The 19,157-nt window shown below is 44.1% G+C and carries 17 protein-coding genes, 1 tRNA gene and 1 pseudogene; 12 read left to right on the top strand and 7 right to left on the bottom strand.

Annotated features, from left to right (window positions below):
- Positions 1 to 5: 5 nt before the first annotated feature.
- The 6 genes from mdxF to pgmB are packed head-to-tail and all read left to right on the top strand — an operon-like array spanning position 6 to position 7,639.
- The gene (gene mdxF / locus CDO84_RS16785; protein WP_040081736.1) at positions 6 to 1,313 is read left to right on the top strand and encodes a maltodextrin ABC transporter permease MdxF; all 1,308 of its coding nucleotides are present in this window, start codon (positions 6 to 8) and stop codon (positions 1,311 to 1,313) included.
- Positions 1,314 to 2,150: a maltodextrin ABC transporter permease MdxG gene (mdxG, locus tag CDO84_RS16780; RefSeq protein WP_014665475.1), complete on the top strand. Its 837-nt coding sequence runs from the start codon at positions 1,314 to 1,316 to the stop codon at positions 2,148 to 2,150.
- A gap of 4 nt (positions 2,151 to 2,154) precedes the next feature.
- Positions 2,155 to 3,039 (top strand): DUF1189 domain-containing protein, encoded by an 885-nt coding sequence (locus CDO84_RS16775; protein WP_014665474.1) that lies wholly within the window; start codon positions 2,155 to 2,157, stop codon positions 3,037 to 3,039.
- Complete coding sequence (locus CDO84_RS16770; RefSeq protein ID WP_040081737.1) at positions 3,017 to 5,290, top strand: glycoside hydrolase family 65 protein; 2,274 nt, start codon at positions 3,017 to 3,019, stop codon at positions 5,288 to 5,290. The genes CDO84_RS16775 and CDO84_RS16770 overlap by 23 nt, the downstream gene beginning before the upstream one ends.
- A complete protein-coding gene (malL, locus tag CDO84_RS16765) occupies positions 5,283 to 6,968 on the top strand; it encodes an oligo-1,6-glucosidase (RefSeq protein ID WP_014665473.1) in 1,686 nt (561 codons plus the stop codon). Before CDO84_RS16770 ends, malL begins: the two co-directional genes overlap by 8 nt.
- Positions 6,965 to 7,639, top strand: coding sequence for a beta-phosphoglucomutase (gene pgmB, locus CDO84_RS16760; protein ID WP_014665472.1), 675 nt, complete (start codon positions 6,965 to 6,967; stop codon positions 7,637 to 7,639). Before malL ends, pgmB begins: the two co-directional genes overlap by 4 nt.
- A gap of 45 nt (positions 7,640 to 7,684) precedes the next feature.
- Here pgmB and clpP read toward each other — a convergent pair whose 3' ends face one another.
- Positions 7,685 to 8,275, bottom strand: coding sequence for an ATP-dependent Clp endopeptidase proteolytic subunit ClpP (gene clpP, locus CDO84_RS16755; RefSeq protein ID WP_014665471.1), 591 nt, complete (start codon positions 8,273 to 8,275; stop codon positions 7,685 to 7,687).
- Positions 8,276 to 8,544: 269 nt separating this feature from the next.
- Between clpP and CDO84_RS16750 the strand changes: the two genes are divergently transcribed.
- Both CDO84_RS16750 and CDO84_RS16745 read left to right on the top strand, forming a co-directional pair.
- Positions 8,545 to 8,620 (top strand) — tRNA-Arg (locus tag CDO84_RS16750).
- 148 nt (positions 8,621 to 8,768) lie between these two features.
- Positions 8,769 to 9,281: a DUF3231 family protein gene (locus CDO84_RS16745; protein WP_014665470.1), complete on the top strand. Its 513-nt coding sequence runs from the start codon at positions 8,769 to 8,771 to the stop codon at positions 9,279 to 9,281.
- A gap of 35 nt (positions 9,282 to 9,316) precedes the next feature.
- Here CDO84_RS16745 and CDO84_RS16740 read toward each other — a convergent pair whose 3' ends face one another.
- The 6 genes from CDO84_RS16740 to sacB all read right to left on the bottom strand — a co-directional run bounded on the left by CDO84_RS16740 (position 9,317) and on the right by sacB (position 15,452).
- A complete protein-coding gene (locus CDO84_RS16740; RefSeq protein WP_040081738.1) occupies positions 9,317 to 9,637 on the bottom strand; it encodes a DMT family transporter in 321 nt (106 codons plus the stop codon).
- Positions 9,637 to 9,972, bottom strand: coding sequence for a QacE family quaternary ammonium compound efflux SMR transporter (locus tag CDO84_RS16735; protein ID WP_014665468.1), 336 nt, complete (start codon positions 9,970 to 9,972; stop codon positions 9,637 to 9,639). The genes CDO84_RS16740 and CDO84_RS16735 overlap by 1 nt, the downstream gene beginning before the upstream one ends.
- 81 nt (positions 9,973 to 10,053) lie before the next feature.
- Positions 10,054 to 10,638 (bottom strand): TetR/AcrR family transcriptional regulator, encoded by a 585-nt coding sequence (locus CDO84_RS16730; RefSeq protein WP_014665467.1) that lies wholly within the window; start codon positions 10,636 to 10,638, stop codon positions 10,054 to 10,056.
- Between the two features lie 95 nt (positions 10,639 to 10,733).
- Complete coding sequence (gene aspP, locus CDO84_RS16725) at positions 10,734 to 12,296, bottom strand: aspartate/proton symporter AspP (RefSeq protein ID WP_040081739.1); 1,563 nt, start codon at positions 12,294 to 12,296, stop codon at positions 10,734 to 10,736.
- Positions 12,297 to 12,403: 107 nt separating this feature from the next.
- A complete protein-coding gene (gene levB, locus CDO84_RS16720) occupies positions 12,404 to 13,954 on the bottom strand; it encodes a 2,6-beta-fructan 6-levanbiohydrolase (RefSeq protein ID WP_014665464.1) in 1,551 nt (516 codons plus the stop codon).
- Between the two features lie 79 nt (positions 13,955 to 14,033).
- Complete coding sequence (gene sacB / locus CDO84_RS16715) at positions 14,034 to 15,452, bottom strand: levansucrase (protein WP_040081740.1); 1,419 nt, start codon at positions 15,450 to 15,452, stop codon at positions 14,034 to 14,036.
- A gap of 538 nt (positions 15,453 to 15,990) precedes the next feature.
- Here sacB and CDO84_RS16710 point away from each other — a divergent pair.
- The 4 genes and pseudogenes from CDO84_RS16710 to padC all read left to right on the top strand — a co-directional run bounded on the left by CDO84_RS16710 (position 15,991) and on the right by padC (position 19,139).
- The gene (locus CDO84_RS16710; protein WP_040081741.1) at positions 15,991 to 17,361 is read left to right on the top strand and encodes a serine hydrolase; all 1,371 of its coding nucleotides are present in this window, start codon (positions 15,991 to 15,993) and stop codon (positions 17,359 to 17,361) included.
- A pseudogene (gene racX / locus CDO84_RS16705) lies at positions 17,362 to 18,045 on the top strand (broad specificity amino-acid racemase RacX).
- A 130-nt stretch (positions 18,046 to 18,175) separates the two neighbouring features.
- Positions 18,176 to 18,631, top strand: coding sequence for a DUF3237 domain-containing protein (locus CDO84_RS16700; protein WP_040081743.1), 456 nt, complete (start codon positions 18,176 to 18,178; stop codon positions 18,629 to 18,631).
- 22 nt (positions 18,632 to 18,653) lie between these two features.
- On the top strand, positions 18,654 to 19,139 hold the full coding sequence (gene padC / locus CDO84_RS16695) for a phenolic acid decarboxylase (protein ID WP_040081744.1): 486 nt from the start codon (positions 18,654 to 18,656) through the stop codon (positions 19,137 to 19,139).
- The last annotated feature ends 18 nt before the right edge of the window (positions 19,140 to 19,157 follow it).

The following is a 19,157-nucleotide window of genomic DNA, read 5'->3' as shown; positions in this document are numbered from 1 at the left end:
GAAAAATGAATAAACATCATACACTTGCAAAGCAAAAACGAAAGGCAGGGCTTTTATCGATCATTCCAGGACTTGGGCAGATTGCGAATCAGCAGTTGTCAAAGGGGCTCTTATTTCTTGCCATCACAGGCTTGTTTGCTTTTGAATTATGCGTTTTCGGTATTCAGGCGCTAACCGGATTGATGACATTGGGAAGTGTTGCCGGTGAAGACCACTCGCTGTTTATGCTGATTGAAGGCACGCTGCAATTGATCGTGACGGTGATTTTCCTCATGTTCTATATCTTTAATATTCATGATTCGCGTAAGACCGCCGCAATGAAAGCGGCGGGTTTGGAGATCAATACATCGGCCAAGGATATGCTCAGTTATGCGGGTGATAAAGGGTTTCCATATCTCTTTACACTGCCGGCATATATCATGATGGTATTTGTGATTATCTTTCCGGTTTTGGTGACTCTGTTTGTTGCATGTACAAACTATGATTTTTATCATATACCGCCTAATCATCTGATTGACTGGGTCGGTTTCAAGAATTTCTTGAATATTTTTTTCCTCGGCTCCTATCGTGAAACATTTGTAAATGTACTCGGCTGGACGGTCATCTGGACCATTTGCGCAACAACGCTGCAAATCATTTTAGGTATTGTGACCGCCCTTTTCGTCAATCAGGATTTTATCAAAGGCAAGCGGATATTTCGAATGATTTTCTTATTTCCATGGGCTGTTCCGGCGTTTATTACAATCATGAGTTTTTCCAACATGTTTAACGACAGCATAGGAGCGGTGAATGCACAGGTGATTCCACTATTCAATCATCTGCCGTTTGTTGAGCTGCCTGCGATCGCGTGGAAGACCGATCCTTTCTGGACAAAGACAGCCCTCATTATGATTCAGACGTGGCTCGGCTTTCCATATATTTATGTCATGGTAACGGGAGTGCTTCAGGCGATTCCAGGTGAATTATATGAAGCGGCAAAGATTGACGGGGCCACTTTTATTCAGCGTTTTCGGCATATTACATTTCCGATGATTTTATTTGCGACAGCACCCGTGATGATTACTCAGTATACGTTTAATTTCAATAATTTCTCGATCATCTACTTATTTAATGAGGGAGGGCCAGGCAGTGCGGGAGCCGGGGCCGGGTCGACCGATATCTTAATTTCGTGGATTTATAAACTGACAACAGGCACATCACCCCAATATTCTGTTGCGGCGGCTGTGACACTGTTAATTTCTTTCATTGTCATTGGAATTTCACTGATTGCTTTCAAAAAATCGAATGCTTTTGGCAATGAGGAGGTTATGTAGGTGAACGCGAGAACTGCCAGATTCCTTAGTAGAATCTGTACGTATTTGTTTTTAACGCTTTTAAGTATTGTCATTATATATCCGTTGCTGATTACGGCATCATCAGCCTTCCGTGTGGGGAATTCGGCGGCTTTTCAGCTCGATTTTTCGGGGGCTTGGACATTGGATCATTTTAAGCGGCTATTTGACGAAACGCTTTATCTCAATTGGTACAGCAATACACTTGTCATCGCGCTATCGGTTATGGTTTTGCAGGTTACAATCGTGACGCTTGCCGGGTATTCGTACAGCCGCTATCGGTTTGCAGGCAGAAAAAAGAGCCTGATATTCTTTTTAATCGTTCAAATGGTGCCAACGATGGCAGCGCTGACTGCTTTTTATGTCTTGGCGATGCTGATAGGCGCACTCGATCAATACTGGTTTTTGACAGCCATCTATATCGGCGGCGGAATACCGATGAACACGTGGCTGATGAAAGGTTATTTTGATACTGTGCCGAGAGAAATTGATGAAGCCGCGCGAATTGACGGAGCGGGCCATCTGAGGATTTTCGCTTCAATCGTTCTGCCGCTTGTTAAGCCAATGCTCGCGGTGCAAGCGCTTTGGGCGTTTATGGCACCGTTTGGCGATTATTTGCTGGCAAAGTTTTTGCTTCGCTCACCGGAAAGGCTGACCATTGCTGTAGGGCTGCAGTCCTTTATTTCAAATCCGCAGCAGCAAAAAGTCGCTCTATTTGCGGCTGGTGCCATCCTTGCCGCACTGCCGATATGCGTTCTATTCTTTTTTCTCCAAAAGAACTTTGTGTCCGGTTTGACAGCCGGCGGAACAAAGGGGTAATTCAATGAAGAATCTGGAGAATAAAAGCTTTATCATCCGCTGCCTGAAGGCGGTTGCATCTCCATCAGGTGTTTGCCGCTGGGGGAATACCTTCAGCTGGCTGCAGCTCTCTTTTCTCTTTATGTTTGTAACGGCCTCCTTGATGGCACCGTTGACAGTTTCGTTTCTGAAAATGGATCGTTTCAGCGTTGCATCTTTCGTGCCGTCAGCGATTCAAAAGGTGAATGATACATTTGCTGATCAATTACAAGGTGTTCAAATCAGAAACGGAAAACTAACAGGCGTGAAGAGCTCTGAGAGGATTGAAGATGGGCAGAATGTGATGGCGGTCGATATGAAGCATGAATATGAGACAAGCGGTGAAAATGGGCGATTGAAAGTGAAGGGATTTGACAACGCCATCGTATTTCAGCCTGATCGACTGGTAATGACCGATCAAAACGGAGCAGGGTTTTCTGTTGGCTATGCAAAAATGGACGTTAAGCTCGAGAATCCAAACGCCCATGATGTAGAGGTTTTGATCGATACATTGTGGTTGGCGCAGTATAAGCCGATGATTATGCTCCTGGCATATGCGGTGATTGTTATGATCCAGCTGTTTGTAACGGTTGTTCTTGCCGGAGGCCTTTGGATCACAAAAAGATCAAACATGGTCTCTATTGCGTCATTCAAGGAAGCGGCATCTATAGCGATTTGCGCTTCAGCACTGCCGGCATTTGCGGCAGCTGCTATCGGCCTGGTTCATTTTGACTTAATTACTGTATTGATGATCCATTCGTGCGGCGTCACTTTGATGATCACTTTGGCATTTAGATATTTGACAAAAACCCGCCGTGATAATGGAAACTTACATTCGGGAGGAAATGATGATAAATCAGCGGTTATTTGAGATTGATGAATGGAAAATCAAAACAAATACATTTCAAAAGGAGCACATGCGGCTGCTGGAAAGCCTGACGTCTCTTGCCAACGGCTATATGGGGGTCAGAGGGAATTTTGAAGAAGGATATTCAGGCGACAGTCACCAAGGCACATATATTGCAGGCGTGTGGTTCCCTGACAAAACGCGAGTAGGCTGGTGGAAAAACGGGTATCCGGAATATTTCGGTAAAGTAATCAATGCGATGAACTTTATGGGCATAGGCTTATATGTTGACGGTGAAAAAATTGATCTCTATCAAAATCAAATCGAATCATTTGAGGTGGAACTCAATATGAAAGAGGGGATTCTGCGGCGAAGCGCTGTTGTCCGCATTCAGGATAAAACCGTCAGAATCAGCTCGGAGCGATTTCTTAGCCTTGCTGTAAAAGAACTTTGCGCGATTCATTATGAAGCGGAGTGCCTGACGGGAGATGCTGTCATTACGCTTGTTCCATACCTGGATGGAAATGTGGCAAATGAAGATTCTAACTACCAAGAACAGTTTTGGCAGGAAGAAGTGAAAGGGGCTGATTCCCACAGCGGCTATTTAGCGGCAAAAACGATCGAAAATCCATTTAGAACACCGCGTTTTACTGTTTTAGCCGCAATGGCAAACGTGACAGATGGCTTTGTCAGTGAAAGCTCTCAAACAGCCGGGATGTATGTTGAGAATCGCTACAGCTACCAAACGAAGGCATCTTTGAAAAAGTTTATTATCGTCACGACTTCCCGTGATTTTCGGGAAGAAGAATTGTTAACGAAAGCTAAGGAGCTTTTGGCGAATGCTGTTGAGAACGGTTACGAAGAAGCAAAACGGAGGCACACTGATCAATGGAAGGAAAGATGGTCAAAAGCGGACATTGAGATTAAAGGGGATGAGGAGCTTCAGCAAGGAATCCGCTACAATATCTTTCAGTTATTCTCGACATACTACGGGGGCGATGCCCGTTTGAATATCGGGCCGAAAGGATTTACTGGCGAGAAATATGGAGGTGCCGCCTATTGGGACACAGAGGCTTACGCTGTTCCGATGTATTTGGCGACAGCCGAGCCAGAGGTGACGAAAAACCTGCTTTTGTACCGCTATCATCAGTTGGAGCCTGCTAAACGAAACGCCGAAAAATTGGGGATGAAGGGGGCCCTTTATCCGATGGTGACGTTTACAGGGGATGAATGCCACAACGAATGGGAGATCACCTTTGAAGAAATTCACCGCAATGGCGCGATCTGCTATGCAATCTACAATTATATCAATTATACAGGCGACCGCGGCTATATGGAGAAATATGGGATAGACGTTCTTGTGGCAGTCAGCAGATTCTGGGCCGACCGCGTTCACTTCTCGAAACGAAAAAACAAGTATATGATCCATGGCGTCACAGGGCCGAATGAATATGAAAACAACGTTAACAACAATTGGTATACAAATGTCATTGCGGCTTGGACGTTGGAGTATACATTAGAAAGTCTCGAAAGTATCTCAGCGGAGAAACGCCGCCTTCTTGATATACAGGAAGAAGAATTGAGCGTCTGGAGAGAAATCATCCAGCACATGTACTATCCGTATAGTGAAGAACTGCAGATTTTCGTTCAGCATGACACATTCTTGGACAAAGACCTGCAAACAGTTGATGAATTAGATCCAGCTGATCGGCCTCTTTATCAGAATTGGTCATGGGACAAAATTCTCCGCTCCAATTTTATTAAGCAGGCAGATGTTCTCCAAGGCATGTATTTTTTTAATGACCGTTTTACAATGGAAGAAAAACGGCGACACTTTGAATTTTATGAACCGATGACTGTTCATGAATCAAGCCTATCGCCATCTGTCCATGCGATTCTCGCAGCCGAACTCAGGCTGGAACAAAAAGCGCTCGAATTATATAAGCGCACAGCAAGGCTTGATCTTGATAATTACAATCATGATACGGAAGAAGGCTTGCATATTACTTCAATGACGGGAAGCTGGCTGGCAATTGTTCACGGTTTTGCGGGCATGCGCACCGCGAATGAGACGCTGTCATTTCATCCGTTTTTGCCGAAGGAATGGGACGGCTATTCATTCAACATCAATTATCGAAACCGATTACTCAATGTGACGGTTGACGAAAGGAGCGCCGTGTTTGAGCTTGTAAAAGGCGAGCCGCTGCATATGAAAGTTTATGCGGAACCGGTTGTCCTAAAGGGACGATGTGAAAGGAGAATCCCTAATGAGTGAATGGTGGAAAGAAGCTGTCGTTTATCAAATTTACCCGCGCAGTTTTTATGATGCCAATGGAGATGGATTCGGGGATTTGCAAGGTGTGATTCAAAAGCTGGATTACATCAAAAATCTCGGGGCGGATGTCATCTGGCTCTCCCCGGTGTTTGATTCCCCGCAGGATGACAACGGCTACGATATCAGTGACTACAAAAACATGTACGAAAAGTTTGGGACAAATGAAGATATGTTTCAGCTGATAGATGAAGTGCATAAACGCGGAATGAAAATCGTCATGGATTTGGTTGTGAACCACACGTCGGATGAACATGCCTGGTTTGCTGAAAGCCGTAAATCGAAGGACAATCCTTACCGGGATTATTATTTTTGGAAAGATCCTAAACCGGACGGCTCAGAGCCGAATAATTGGGGATCGATCTTTTCAGGCTCGGCGTGGACATACGATGAAAGGACAGGACAGTATTATTTGCACTACTTTTCGAAAAAACAGCCTGATTTAAATTGGGAAAATGACGCCGTTCGCCGGGAAGTTTATGATGTAATGAGATTCTGGATGGATAAAGGCGTTGACGGCTGGCGAATGGATGTGATCGGCTCCATTTCCAAATACACCGATTTTCCGGACTACGAAACGGATCACACCCGCAGCTATATCGTCGGCCGTTATCATTCTAACGGCCCCCGTCTTCATGAGTTTATTCAAGAAATGAACAGGGAAGTGCTTTCTCATTACGACTGCATGACGGTCGGAGAGGCAAACGGCTCTGATATTGAAGAGGCGAAAAAATATACAGACGCAAGCAGGCAAGAGCTGAATATGATCTTTACATTTGAACATATGGATATTGATACAGAACAAAACTCGCCAAATGGGAAATGGCAGATCAAACCGTTCGATTTGGTTGCCTTAAAAAAGACGATGACAAGGTGGCAGACCGGGTTAATGAATGTCGGCTGGAATACCCTGTATTTTGAAAACCATGACCAACCGAGGGTTATTTCCCGCTGGGGCAATGACGGGAAGCTGCGTAAGGAATGTGCGAAGGCATTTGCAACCGTTCTGCACGGCATGAAAGGAACGCCGTTTATTTACCAGGGAGAAGAAATCGGTATGGTTAACAGCGATATGCCGCTGGAGATGTATGATGATCTTGAAATAAAAAATGCAATTCGTGAGCTAGTCGTTGAAAACAAAACGATGTCAGAAAAAGAGTTTCTCAAAGCCGTGATGACAAAAGGACGGGATCATGCGAGAACACCGATGCAGTGGGATGCTGGAAAACATGCGGGATTCACAGCCGGAGCCCCGTGGATACCGGTAAATTCCCGCTATCAAGCTATCAATGTGAAAGAGTCCTTGGAAGATCAAGATTCCATTTTCTATTACTATCAGAAGCTCATTCAATTACGAAAGCAATATAAGATCATCATATATGGCGATTATCAGCTGCTGCAGGAAAATGATCCGCAAGTTTTTTCTTACCTCCGAGAATATCAAGGGGAAAAGCTTCTCGTCGTTGTGAATTTGTCGGAAGAAAAGGCGCTGTTCGAAGCGCCTCCGGAACTGATTCATGAGCGTTGGAAAGTGTTGATTTCGAACTATCCGCAGGAGCCGGCTGACTTGAAAAGTATTAGCCTCAAACCTTATGAAGCTGTGATGGGCATTAGCATATGAGAGCTGTCATTTTTGATTTAGACGGAGTGATAACAGATACAGCTGAATATCATTTTCTTGCTTGGAAGCACATCGCAGAACAAATCGATATCCCCTTTGACAGAGACATGAATGAAAGGCTAAAAGGAATCAGCCGAGAAGCGTCACTTGAAAGGATACTTATTTTTGGCGGAGCGGAAAAAAAGTATACAAATGCTGAGAAACAAGAACTCATGCATCAAAAGAATCAATATTATCAAACGCTGATCAGCAAATTGACGCCGGAAGATCTTTTGCCGGGGATCGGCAGGCTTCTATGTCAATTAAAAAACGAAAATATAAAAATCGGGTTAGCATCCTCTAGCCGCAATGCCCCCGAGATTTTAAGACATTTGGCAATTATTGATGATTTTGATGCCATTGTTGACCCGGCAGCTCTTGCGAAGGGGAAGCCCGATCCTGAAATCTTTTTAACAGCTGCAGCGCTGCTCGATGTTTCCCCGGCTGATTGCGCGGCAATAGAAGACGCAGAAGCAGGCATTTCCGCAATCAAATCCGCAGGGATGTTTGCGGTTGGAGTCGGTCAAGAACAGTCGATGATTGGTGCTGACCTGGTTGTGAGGCAGACGAGTGATCTGACACTTGAGCTGTTACACGGGGAATGGGAGCAGTATAGAATCAAAAGTGTTTAAATAAAAAACCTGCAAGAGACGCAGCTCCTGCAGGTTTTGTTGTGACTATTTGTCTTCTGTGTGAGTCAAAATTTTGTCAATCAGGCCGTATTCAAGCGCTTCTTCAGCAGACTTGAAGTTATCACGGTCTGTGTCGCGCTCGATTACTTCAAGCGGCTGGCCAGTACGTTCAGCAAGGACTTTGTTTAATTTGTCGCGAAGCAAGAGAATGCGTTTCGCGGCAATTTCAATTTCTGTCGCTTGACCTTGCGCACCGCCAAGAGGCTGGTGAATCATGACTTCACTGTTTGGAAGCGCATAGCGTTTGCCTTTTTCACCGGCTGCAAGCAGGAACGCGCCCATTGACGCAGCCATACCGATACAAATTGTAGATACTTTCGGTTTAATAAACTGCATGGTATCATAGATCGCCATACCGGCTGTAATAGAGCCGCCCGGGCTGTTGATGTAAAGAGAAATTTCTTTTTCAGGGTCTTCTGCTGCTAAGAATAAAAGCTGTGACACGATGGAGTTCGCAACGTTGTCATCAATCGCAGATCCAAGCATGATGATACGATCCTTTAATAGACGAGAATAAATGTCATACGCTCTTTCCCCGCGGTTCGTTTGTTCAATGACTGTAGGTATTAAATTCATAATGCTCCTCCTTCACCTTTTAGGTAAGTATGTAGTTACATGATACATTTTTGGTCAATAAAGGTCAAACAAAAAGCTGGCCTGATATGCAAAGTCGTCTCTTTTTCCCATTTTCCCCAAAAATACAGGGGTTCAAACCATCTTATGTCAAATTGCCAATTAAGATGCTGTGTCTATTTTAAAAGTGGTGTCTCGAAATAGAGGGTTGTTATTTGAATGGAATTATCGTATAATTAGTTGTGCTGACGTTCTCATAACGCAGTCCATATGCGCTCGTAGCTCAGTTGGATAGAGCGGTGGTTTCCGGTACCACGTCTGTCGGGGGTTCGAATCCCTCCGAGCGCGTCCAATAGAACAACAGGAAAGACAAGGGTTTGGCATTTTGCCGCTCTTGTCTTTTTTGTTTCATAAATCTTTCTTGCTGCAACATATATTTTCCTCCTCTCGGGCAGTTTATGAGATGTGCGATATTGAATTTGCGAGGAGGATGAACATGGGTATTTTAAGCGGAAACCCGCAGGATGAACCGATGCATTATGGTGAGATATTCGGCTTGTGGAGTTATGTGATGGCGGGCAATAAAATGGTCGGCAATTACCAGATGCTATTGAATCATGTCGGTGATGACGACCTGAAGAAGCTGCTTCGTGAGTCTATTGAGAAATGCCAAGATGAAATCAAACAGGTCAGCACGATCCTGAAAGAAAACGGGGTGGCGCTGCCGCCGGCTTCTCCTGAACCGCCGACAGCAGATCTTAACGATATTCCGCCTGGTGCACGGTTTCTCGATCCGGATGTGGCGGCCTCCGCGGCAGCGGAAAATGCTGCAGGTCTTGTGACATGCAGCAAAATGATGGGGCAATCGATTCGTGAGGATATTGCCATGATGTTTGGGCAATTTCATATATCAAAAGCGGCAACCGGCGCAAAATACTTAAGGCTGCTAAAAAACAAAGGCTGGCTCATCCCGCCGCCGCTTCATCTTCAAAAACATCACGACGCTTAATGGCAAAGGCATATACAGCTGTATATGCCTTTATTTTATGAAGAAGACGTAAGACGCAAGCCGATGACGCCGGCTAGGATAAGGCAAAGAGAAATCACCTGTGAGAGCTGAAACCGCTCCTTAAACCAAATGAGCCCGACCGCCGAAACGCCAATGCTGCCAATGCCGGTCCAGACGGCATAAGCGACTCCGGCAGGCAGGACGATCATCGCTTGGGACAGGCAGTAAAAGGATAAGCAGAATCCAAGCGTCATCACAATGATCGGCCATTTTTTTCTTGTCCCATCAATATATTTCATGGCAACGGCAGCTATAATTTCTTCTATGCCGGCAATCACTAATAAAAACCATGCCATTATTGTTCACCTCCCGGCTGAGATTTGCTTTCTTTCGTAAATAATTTCATTCCTAAAATGCCAGCCAGCAACAAAGCTAAAAAGAACATCTGGGCTGCTGAGAAGGATTCGCCCAGAACAATTCCGGTCATATATGTTCCGACGGTTCCGATTCCGACAAACACAGTGTACGCGGCGGCCATGGGGATTTTTCGATAAGAGCGGATCAACAGGAGAAAGCTGATCGCGATCAAGATAAAAATGATGACCCAATCCAAAAGCGAATCGGCATGTTTGAGGGAAGAGGCCCAAACAACTTCTAAAAGTCCTGCAATCAAAACAAGAACCCAATTCAAATGAAACACCTCTCTAATTTATGAATGAACGTCAGTCATTTTCAGGGCGTTAAAAAATGAGCGGTGTTACCCAGTCATTTTTTAAGCAGTACCTAAACTTCGTTTTAAGAAAGTAAAGATTTCTTTTTTATACACTTCAACATTTTCATCTTGTTCAAATCCGATATAGAATCGTTCCGCAGTGTTCTCGACCAAGTTGATAATCGTTCTGGCCGTCCATTTTGAATTGATTCCTTCCGTTATCTCATGGTTTGCAATGGCCTTATTGATGATTTTTTCAAGCCAGGAATAATAAGGCTGATAGATCGTTTCCCATTTTTCCATGGAGTGGTCGATCGCAAGCCCGGAATAACAGAGGACAATAATATCCTTATGGCGTTCTGTAATGAGAAATGTCTCATCAATTAATATATCTAAAACGGTCCAAAAATCCTCGTCCCCATGCAGCCTGCCTTTGATTTGATCAAGTGTATGGGTGAGAAGATTTTCTGCAATAGCCGGTATGAGGGCATTTTTAGATGAGAAATACAAATAGAATGTTCCTTGTGCAGTGCCGGCCTTTTTGACAATATCAGAAATAGAAGCCTTATCCAGGCCTTTTTCAGAAATGACTTCTATGGCTGCCTGCAGAATTTTTTCATATTTGCCCGATGTTTGTTTTGGCAAGAGGAACACCTCCTAGAAATGACTGACTCTCATTCATTTTATCGCGTATATGTATGTTTGTAAAGAATAAAGAAGCAAGAAAACCTCTTGCTTCTTTATTTATCATAATCAATGGCGGCTTTTGGGAGCCCGGTATACTTGGCCCAGTAATAAATCGCAAGTGAGCCGATTGCGACTAAAATGAGGTCGATGGGATTGCTGATGATCCCTAAGCCATGTCCGAAAGAACCGATGTAGGAAAAGATCAGCATCATAATATAAAACCCGATAAGCCACCAGGCTGATTTCAGCTGCTGAGCGAGGCTGACATCTTCTTTAGGTGTATATTTGCTGAAGCAGAGATAGATCAAAAACATCACGAGCTGTGAACCGAGCAGCCAGGAGACTGTTCTCCATCCTGACCAGTACACGATAAACGCTGTAAATATAAAGGAAAGCGGACCGATAATACTCATTCCTTTTAAATAAAACGGCCTGTTTAAATCCTTCGCATTAACCCTCAGCGCAGCAGAAGAAATGGGTGCAATCGCATATGAAAGAATGAGTGCGACTGAACAGACATTGACGAGCGCGTTCCACGAAGGAAAGGGAAGTGTCCAGAAAATGGACAGGGCAAACGAAAGCCAAAGTGAAGCGCGGGGTGTCCCCGTTTCTTTATTGACCTTTGAGAAAATGCCAAATAATGTCCCATTGCGCGCCCAGGCGTAAACGAGCCGAGATGTCGTATTCATAAAAATATTTCCGTTTCCCCCGGGAGACAGAATGGCGTCTAAAATGACAAGCGTTGCAAGCCAGCCTAACCCGAGCATGACCGCAATATCCTTAAACGGCAATGAGAACTCCCGGCCTATTGCCGGCCAGCCATGCTTCAGCGTTTCTGTCGGAATTGCACCAATAAAGGTGACCTGCAAAACAGTGTAAATGATGGTTGAAACGATGATGCAAATGATTAAAGCGATCGGGATATTACGCTTTGGATTTTGCACTTCACCTGCTACAGATACAATTGGATGCAGGCCGAGATACGCAAACATCACGCCGCCTGTCGAGATGGCGGCCTGAATACCTGTAAATCCAAACGGTGCAAATCCTTCAACGGATAAGTTCTCCGGCTGAAAATGAAAGATCAGCACGATAATGATGGTAATCGGCACAATATATTTAAAAATCGATATGATGAAATTCGCCTTAGCGAAGGTTTTGACGCTCCAATAGTTCAGCAGGAAAAACAAGCATAATAAGGCAAACTGCAAGATCCAGCCGGAAATGGTCGGTGAATCAGATCCTTTAATGGTCAGGCCGGGAAACCAATAAGCCACATACTGGCGCACAGCGGTCACTTCAATGGAAATCAAGCTTGTGTAAGCGACAATCGTGACAAACGAAATTAAATAGCCGACAAGGTGGCCATGTGAATAAACGGGGTATCGAATGATGCCTCCGGTACGGGGCAGAGCGGCTCCGAGCTCTGCATATACGAGCCCGATTAACAAAATAATGGCTCCTCCGAGGATCCAGGAAAAAGCGCCGGAGGGCCCAGCTTTTGAAGCGACATTACTGACAGCGAACAGCCACGCTGATCCAAAGATGGCTCCCATCCCAATTAAAATCAGATCAAACAGAGACATTGATTTCTGAAAATTTCCTTGTTTAGACATTCGCTTCCTCCTTCGAAACCAGCCTTATATTCCTTACAATGCCCAATATGTAACAGAGAATACCGCCCTTAATAAAAAAACAGGTGCAGCCTGCGCTGCACCTGTTTTTATTCATGAATTGAATCAAAGTGTTTCACTGTTATATTTTTGAAGGAGGCTGTGCCGCCATCAGAAAAAAGAGTAATGCCTTTATCTTCAGGCTTTGGGAAGACTTCATTTGAAAAAACGGTTTTCCCGTCACCAACAAATACTTCTATCGTTGTTTTATCAACAAGTATTTTCAAATGCACCTTACGTTTGCTTCCATCATAAGGAGCTTTGCTTTCGACATAGGTATTGCTTTTGTCAGGCTGATTTGTGGCTGCTCTATTGACATATGCATAGCCGCCTTCAGCGAAAATGCCGACATCAATATGGCGTTTTTGGTCTTCAGATTCTCTGAGCCTGACGCCTGCATTCTTTAGCTCTGACCAAGAAAGATCCGTATCAAGCTGGTACGTATCACCTGTTATCGGCAATGTTTTTGATCCGTTCACATCCTGATCCTCTATTTTGTCAGTTGAAACAGTCAGCTGCTCCAAAGCTTCAATCGGCTGTGAGACGAGGCTGTATGTTCCGTCCTGCTCTTGCAGCCGGAGTTCGCGTATGACAGAATCTGTGCCGTTAAAGCCGTTCTTCATTGTCGGGGTGTTGTTGGCATAATCCCAATTGTTCATCCAGGCAAGCGCATACCGCTTTTCTGATGGATCTGTGCTTTTGCTGTCTTCGAACGTCACACCGCCGTACCAGTCAAAACCATAGTCAAGCCATTGGGCTTCAGTCTGATCCGCTGTGAATTCTTTTCCGTCGAAGCTTCCGGTCCAGTAGGCGTACGTATTTGGTTTGCCCCACGGTTTACCGTTCGCGCTCGCACCGAGAACCCATTTATTCGTTCCGTCGCTTGCCCGCATCATGTAGAGGTCAGGACATTCGACCATTCCCGCCTGCTCTGGGAAGAATCCGCTTGTGTAATGCCAGTCCTTAAGATTATCGGATTCATAAAAGCCGATTTTTGATCCTTCAGCCATGACCATGACCCATTTGTTATCCTGGTCATCCCATATCACTTTCGGATCTCTAAAATCGTCTGTGCCCGGATTAGGCATAACGGGGTTGCCACTGTAGAATTTGAATGATTTTCCTTTGTCTGTGCTGTACCACAAATATTGTTCCTGTTTTTTGTCTTTGGCTGAGGGCTGTGTCACAATCGCGACAAGCGCATTTTTCCCGAAGCCGGCTGTGTTCTCTTTATCCACCACGATGGAACCGGTCCAAATATCACCGTCCGGGTTTGTATATTTCGGAATCGCCACGCCTTCATCGGTCCAGTGCACCAAATCCTCTGAGACGGCATGGCGCCATTCTGTGCCGTTGCCTTTTGGGTAATCCCGGTTATATAGATAGAAATAATGATACTTGCCATCAAAATAGATCGGTTTTTGAGGGTCATTTTTCCATTTATCCGGCGTCGTAAAATGATATGCCGCCCGGTAGTCCGGCTTCTGTGTTGATTTTGTTTTTTGGTCATGTCCTTCTTTTGGAAATAAGTCGATAAACAGCAATATTCCTAAAAAGCTCAGGAATACGGTTAGCCATTTGCCTGCTTTTTTATAGTTCATATGGGATTCACCTTTATGATGTTGATAAGAAATAAAAGAAAATGCCAATAGGATATCGGCATTTTCTTTTGCGTTTTTATTAGTTAACTGTTAATTGTCCTTGTTCAAGGATGCTGTTTTTCACAACAGATGTTTTCTTGCCTTTGATGTTCAGCAGGAAGCTTGGCGCAAACGTTGATTGTTTGTCTGCGTAGAATCCTCTGTTTGTCATGTAGCTTGTAATCACGACATTGTTTCCTTTCGCTTGAGGTACAGCGAAGTGTGAGTAAGTAAAGGTTACATCGTTAGGATCAAGATCCATTTTTAACACAAGGCCAGTTTTGTTCAGCGGCTTGTATGGGCCAGTTAAAGAATTAGAAACATAGCCAAGCATGTAAATATCGTTAGACGTGATGCCGTCAATTGTCATTTTTGATCCGCGGGAGTCAGTGAACAGATACCATTTGCCGTTCATTTTAAATACGTTCGCACGTTCAATTTCGTCTGTTACTGTGTTAGATGCAATCAGCGGTTTCATCACTTTTTTCAGTGTGTAGTCATCGTTTAGCTCAATCATGCCGAGTGCGCCGTTAGCTAATTCAGCAGTGCGCTTTTTATCACTTTGCAGAAGTTTTTGACTTTCTTGACGGAAGAACGATGTGCTTTTGCCATAGTATGCTTTGTTAAATAAAGATTCTTCGCCTTGGTAGCCATCTTCAGTTCCAGTGTTTGCTTCAAATACTAAGTATTTGTGGCCTTTATCTTCTACGTAGTGAGGATCTCTCAGCGTATGGTTATCGCCTGAGCTGTAGTTGCCTTCATCGATGAACTGCTGTACATTTTGATACGTTTTGCCATCGCCGTCAAAGATTGATTTATGATCCTCTACACCGTTGATGTTCAAAGAGTTGTCTGATGTTGATACGTTAACTTGTGCAGTTGTCAGTGTTTGTTTGCCGTAATGTGTACCGGAAAAGTCAGTGTAGAACAAACGGATGTGACCGTCAGATGTGAATGTCGCTGAGCCAGACCATTCTTGTGTTTGTTCTTTCAGGATTGAATCATTTGCATCGAATTTGTCGCTGTCTTTGAAGACGCGGCCAGCGTTTTTCCAGCTGTCAATAGAAGTTTCGCCGACTTTTTGATAGAACATGTAGATAGATGTGTCATCCGCATTTTTAGGATCTCCGGCTAATGCAAAGACGATGTGGTAGCCGTGATAGTTTGCGACTGTGCCGTCAGCGTTTTGCAATGGCCAGCTGTCCCAAACGTCCAGGCCTTTTGCAGAAGAGATGTTTTTAATTGTGGACGAATCGAATTCAGGCACTTGATATTTTTCATTTTTTTGCTGTTCAGGGATTTGCAGCATATCATGGCGTGTAATATGGGAAATGCCGTAAGTTTCTTTATATGGTTTTTGAGTTGTTTCTTTCGCAAACGCTTGAGTCGCGCCTCCTGCCAGCAGTGCAGTAGTAAAGGTTAGTACTGTTGCTTGTTTTGCAAACTTTTTGATGTTCATCGTTCATGTCTCCTTTTTGTATGTACTGTGTTAGCGGTCTGCTTCTTCCAGCCCTCCTGTTTGAAGTTGGCAAGTCAGTTACGCACAATAAAAAAGACCTAAAATATGTAAGGGGTGACGCCAAAGTATACACTTTGCCCTTTACACATTTTAGGTCTTGCCTGCTTTATCAGTAACAAACCTGCGTGATTTACTTTTCGACCTCATTCTATTAGACTCTCGTTTGGATTGCAACTGGTCTATTTTCCTCTTTTGTTTGATAGAAAAACATAAACGGATTATAATATTACAGGTCTAAGGAACTAAAATATCTATCAATTTCTTTTCGTTCTCTGCATTTTTTATTGCCTCTGTCGCATAGGCATAAAGTTGCCTTTTTTATAATCATTCAGAAAATTGCACAAGATTTCATTCCACTAAATAAAAGTATACAGCGTGTATACGTGATCGATTAAAAAGGATCTCTAACTGAGGGATATTTCAAAATATTTGAAACGTTCATAGCCTGGTAACGTACAAAGCTATGGGAGGTGGAGAAATGAAGCAGAATAAAAGAAAGCATCTTCAGACGTTATTTGAGACATTAGGCGAAAAACATCAGTTTAACGGGACGGTTCTGGCTGCGGAGGGTGGCGATATTTTATATCATCACTCTTTTGGTTATGCGGAAATGACGGAAAAACGCCCGTTGCAAACCAACTCTTTGTTTGAGTTAGCGTCTCTGTCGAAGCCTTTTACAGCTTTGGGAATCATCTTGCTGGAGGAGAAGGGGATTCTCAGCTATGAAGACCAAGTGGGGCGCTGGCTGCCTGGCTTTCCGTATCAGGGCGTAACGATTCGGCATTTATTGAACCATACGTCAGGGCTTCCTGATTATATAGGTTGGTTTTTTGCCAATTGGGATCAAAACAAGATTGCGGTGAATCAGGATATTGTCGATATGCTGATGAATGAGGGGCTGCCCGGTTATTTTGAACCGAATGAAGGCTGGCTGTACAGCAATACAGGGTATGTTCTGCTGGCGGTTATCATTGAAAAAGCATCTGGCATGAGTTATGCGGATTTTATGAAAACAAGTATTTTTTCACCGATCGGCATGAATGAAACAAGAGTGTATAACAGGAGGCTTTTGCCTGAGCGAATTGATCATTATGCATATGGATATGTGTATGATGTACACTCCGAAACATACGTCCTTCCAGACGACCTGGAGGAAACGAACTATGTTGTGTACCTTGATGGCATACAAGGGGATGGGACGGTGAACTCTGTCACAAGCGATTTATTTCGTTTTGATCAGGCTTTATACCAGGACGAATTCATCAGCAAGGCTTCTAAGGAATCCGCGTTTTCTCCAGTGCGCCTCAATAATGGAGAAACAATTGATTATGGCTTTGGCTGGGTACTGCAAAACAGTCCTGAAAAAGGGCGGGTTGTCAGCCATAGCGGAGGATGGCCCGGCTATTCAACGATGATGATCCGATATATCGATCATCGTAAAACGCTGATCTATTTGAGTAATAAGGAAGAGGATACTGAATATGAACAAGCGATTCTGAAGGCGGCGGAACATATTCTATTTGGCCAGCCATATGAGGTCCCGGAACGTCCTGCTGATAAAAAGAAAAAAGCAATTGATACGGCGATATACAGCCGCTATGTTGGCAGCTACTTGCTTCAGGATGGGACGGCTGCACGGGTGACAGCCGAGAATGAACGGCTTTATTTGGAGATCACCGGGCAGCTGAGACTGGAGTTATTTCCTTCCTCGGAAACGCGTTTTTTTCTGCGAGCATTGTCTGTTGAAGTCGAGTTTATGTTAGGCGAGGATGCTGCGAAAAGCTTTATCCTCTATGAGGATGGCTCAGAGGAAGAAGCGGTCCGCACGAATGAGAAAGGAATGAACTAGATGATCGGAATATTAGCCGGAATGGGGCCGAAATCGACCTCGCCGTTTATTGATAAGGTGATTGATTACTGTCAGAAGCTGTATGGGGCTTCAAACGACATTGACTATCCGCACATGATGATCTATTCATGCCCGACTCCCTTCTATGCAGATCGTCCGATTGACCATGATGAGATGAAAAAAGCGATTATCGACGGAGCGGTAAAGCTCGAGAAAACAGGCGTTGATTTCATTGCGCTGCCTTGTAATACGGCGCATGTCTACTATGAAGAGATTTAGCAGTCATTGTCGGTTCCTTTGTTAAATATCGTTGAGGAAACGATAAAAGAGATTCCGCATCCTGCAAAAAAAGCGGTGGTGTTAGGAACAGAGCCAACCATCCAATCCGCCATCTACCAAAATGGGCTGAAGGCAAATGGACAAGAAGTTGTTCACAAGGACCATTGGCAGCACGCTGTGAACCGGCTTATTGCCGCAATCAAACAGCCAAATCATATGCAGCATACACAAGCATTGTGGCAGACGCTATATGAAGAAATCAGTCAGCATGCAGACATCATCATTTCAGCCTGCACGGATTTAAATGCGGTGTTAGATCATTTTCAAAGTGAGATTCCGATGATAGATTCCTCTGCCTGTCTTGCAAAAAGCACTGTCAGCACATATCTTGCGTATCAAAGCTAGCTTCAGACAAGGACTGTCTTCAAACAGTCCTTGTTTTTTTTTGTTCCTATTGTTTGACAGTTAACTGCAATGGTGTTAAAGTGAACATGTAAATAGTTACATGATTTTTTCTGAAGGTGAGGTGGTGCTCTTGAAGAAGCCGGTTTTAAAACCATTCGCCTCTTTAGAAATCAAGGTTGATCCGCCTATCACAATTGGTGAGACAGGCCTGGGGCTGAGACGATTTATTTCGATTCGTTCGGGAACAATAACCGGGGAAGTAAAGGGACGTGTTTTGCCGGGCGGCGTCGATTCGCAAATGATTCGTGCTGACGGCAGAACCGATTTATCTGCCAGGTATGTAATCGAAACAGCAGATCATGAACTGATTTACATTGAAAACAATGGAATACGGCAAGTCAGCGAGCCGTTTCGAAAACAAGCGGCAGCCGGGGAAATCATTGATCCGGAGCATGTTTATTTTCGTACGGTACCGACGTTTGAAACAGGCAGTGAAGCCTATCAATGGCTGCATGACCGCTTGTTTATCGGTTCCGCAGAAAGAACCCCTGATTACGTTCGACTAGACATTTATGAAGTACAGTAAAAGACTAAGGAGAGTGTGAAAGATGGACAACTTTATCGGAAGCCACATGATTTATACGTATGAAAACGGTTGGGAATACGAGATTTATATTAAAAACGACCATACAATTGATTATAGAATTCATAGCGGAATGGTTGCCGGACGCTGGGTTCGGGATCAGGAAGTGAATATTGTCAAACTGACAGAAGGCGTATATAAAGTGTCTTGGACAGAGCCGACTGGCACGGATGTTTCATTAAACTTTATGCCAAATGAAAAACGCATGCACGGCATTATTTTCTTCCCGAAATGGGTGCATGAACATCCTGAAATTACAGTGTGCTTCCAAAATGACCACATTGACTTGATGAAAGAATCACGCGAAAAATATGAAACGTATCCAAAATACGTTGTACCTGAATTTGCGGAAATTACATTTCTGAAAAATGAGGGAGTCGACAATGAAAAAGTGATTTCGAAGGCTCCTTATGAAGGAATGACAGACGATATTCGTGCGGGAAAATTATAAGAAACATCAAAACCCGGA

Origin of the sequence: Bacillus sp. MD-5 (assembly GCF_002201875.1) — a bacterium.
Taxonomy (GTDB): domain Bacteria; phylum Bacillota; class Bacilli; order Bacillales; family Bacillaceae; genus Bacillus; species Bacillus stercoris.
Note: the sequence above shows the minus strand (reverse complement) of the source record. Positions and strands in the feature narration are given on the sequence as shown.

Coding starts and splice junctions, on each gene's coding strand:
- mdxF (WP_040081736.1), top strand. CDS start 6: ATGAATAAACATCATACACTTGCAAAGCAAAAACGAAAGGCAGGGCTT.
- CDO84_RS16775 (WP_014665474.1), top strand. CDS start 2,155: ATGAAGAATCTGGAGAATAAAAGCTTTATCATCCGCTGCCTGAAGGCG.
- CDO84_RS16770 (WP_040081737.1), top strand. CDS start 3,017: ATGATAAATCAGCGGTTATTTGAGATTGATGAATGGAAAATCAAAACA.
- malL (WP_014665473.1), top strand. CDS start 5,283: ATGAGTGAATGGTGGAAAGAAGCTGTCGTTTATCAAATTTACCCGCGC.
- pgmB (WP_014665472.1), top strand. CDS start 6,965: ATGAGAGCTGTCATTTTTGATTTAGACGGAGTGATAACAGATACAGCT.
- clpP (WP_014665471.1), bottom strand. CDS start 8,275: ATGAATTTAATACCTACAGTCATTGAACAAACGAACCGCGGGGAAAGA.
- CDO84_RS16745 (WP_014665470.1), top strand. CDS start 8,769: ATGGGTATTTTAAGCGGAAACCCGCAGGATGAACCGATGCATTATGGT.
- CDO84_RS16740 (WP_040081738.1), bottom strand. CDS start 9,637: ATGGCATGGTTTTTATTAGTGATTGCCGGCATAGAAGAAATTATAGCT.
- aspP (WP_040081739.1), bottom strand. CDS start 12,296: ATGTCTAAACAAGGAAATTTTCAGAAATCAATGTCTCTGTTTGATCTG.
- levB (WP_014665464.1), bottom strand. CDS start 13,954: ATGAACTATAAAAAAGCAGGCAAATGGCTAACCGTATTCCTGAGCTTT.
- sacB (WP_040081740.1), bottom strand. CDS start 15,452: ATGAACATCAAAAAGTTTGCAAAACAAGCAACAGTACTAACCTTTACT.
- CDO84_RS16710 (WP_040081741.1), top strand. CDS start 15,991: ATGAAGCAGAATAAAAGAAAGCATCTTCAGACGTTATTTGAGACATTA.
- padC (WP_040081744.1), top strand. CDS start 18,654: ATGGACAACTTTATCGGAAGCCACATGATTTATACGTATGAAAACGGT.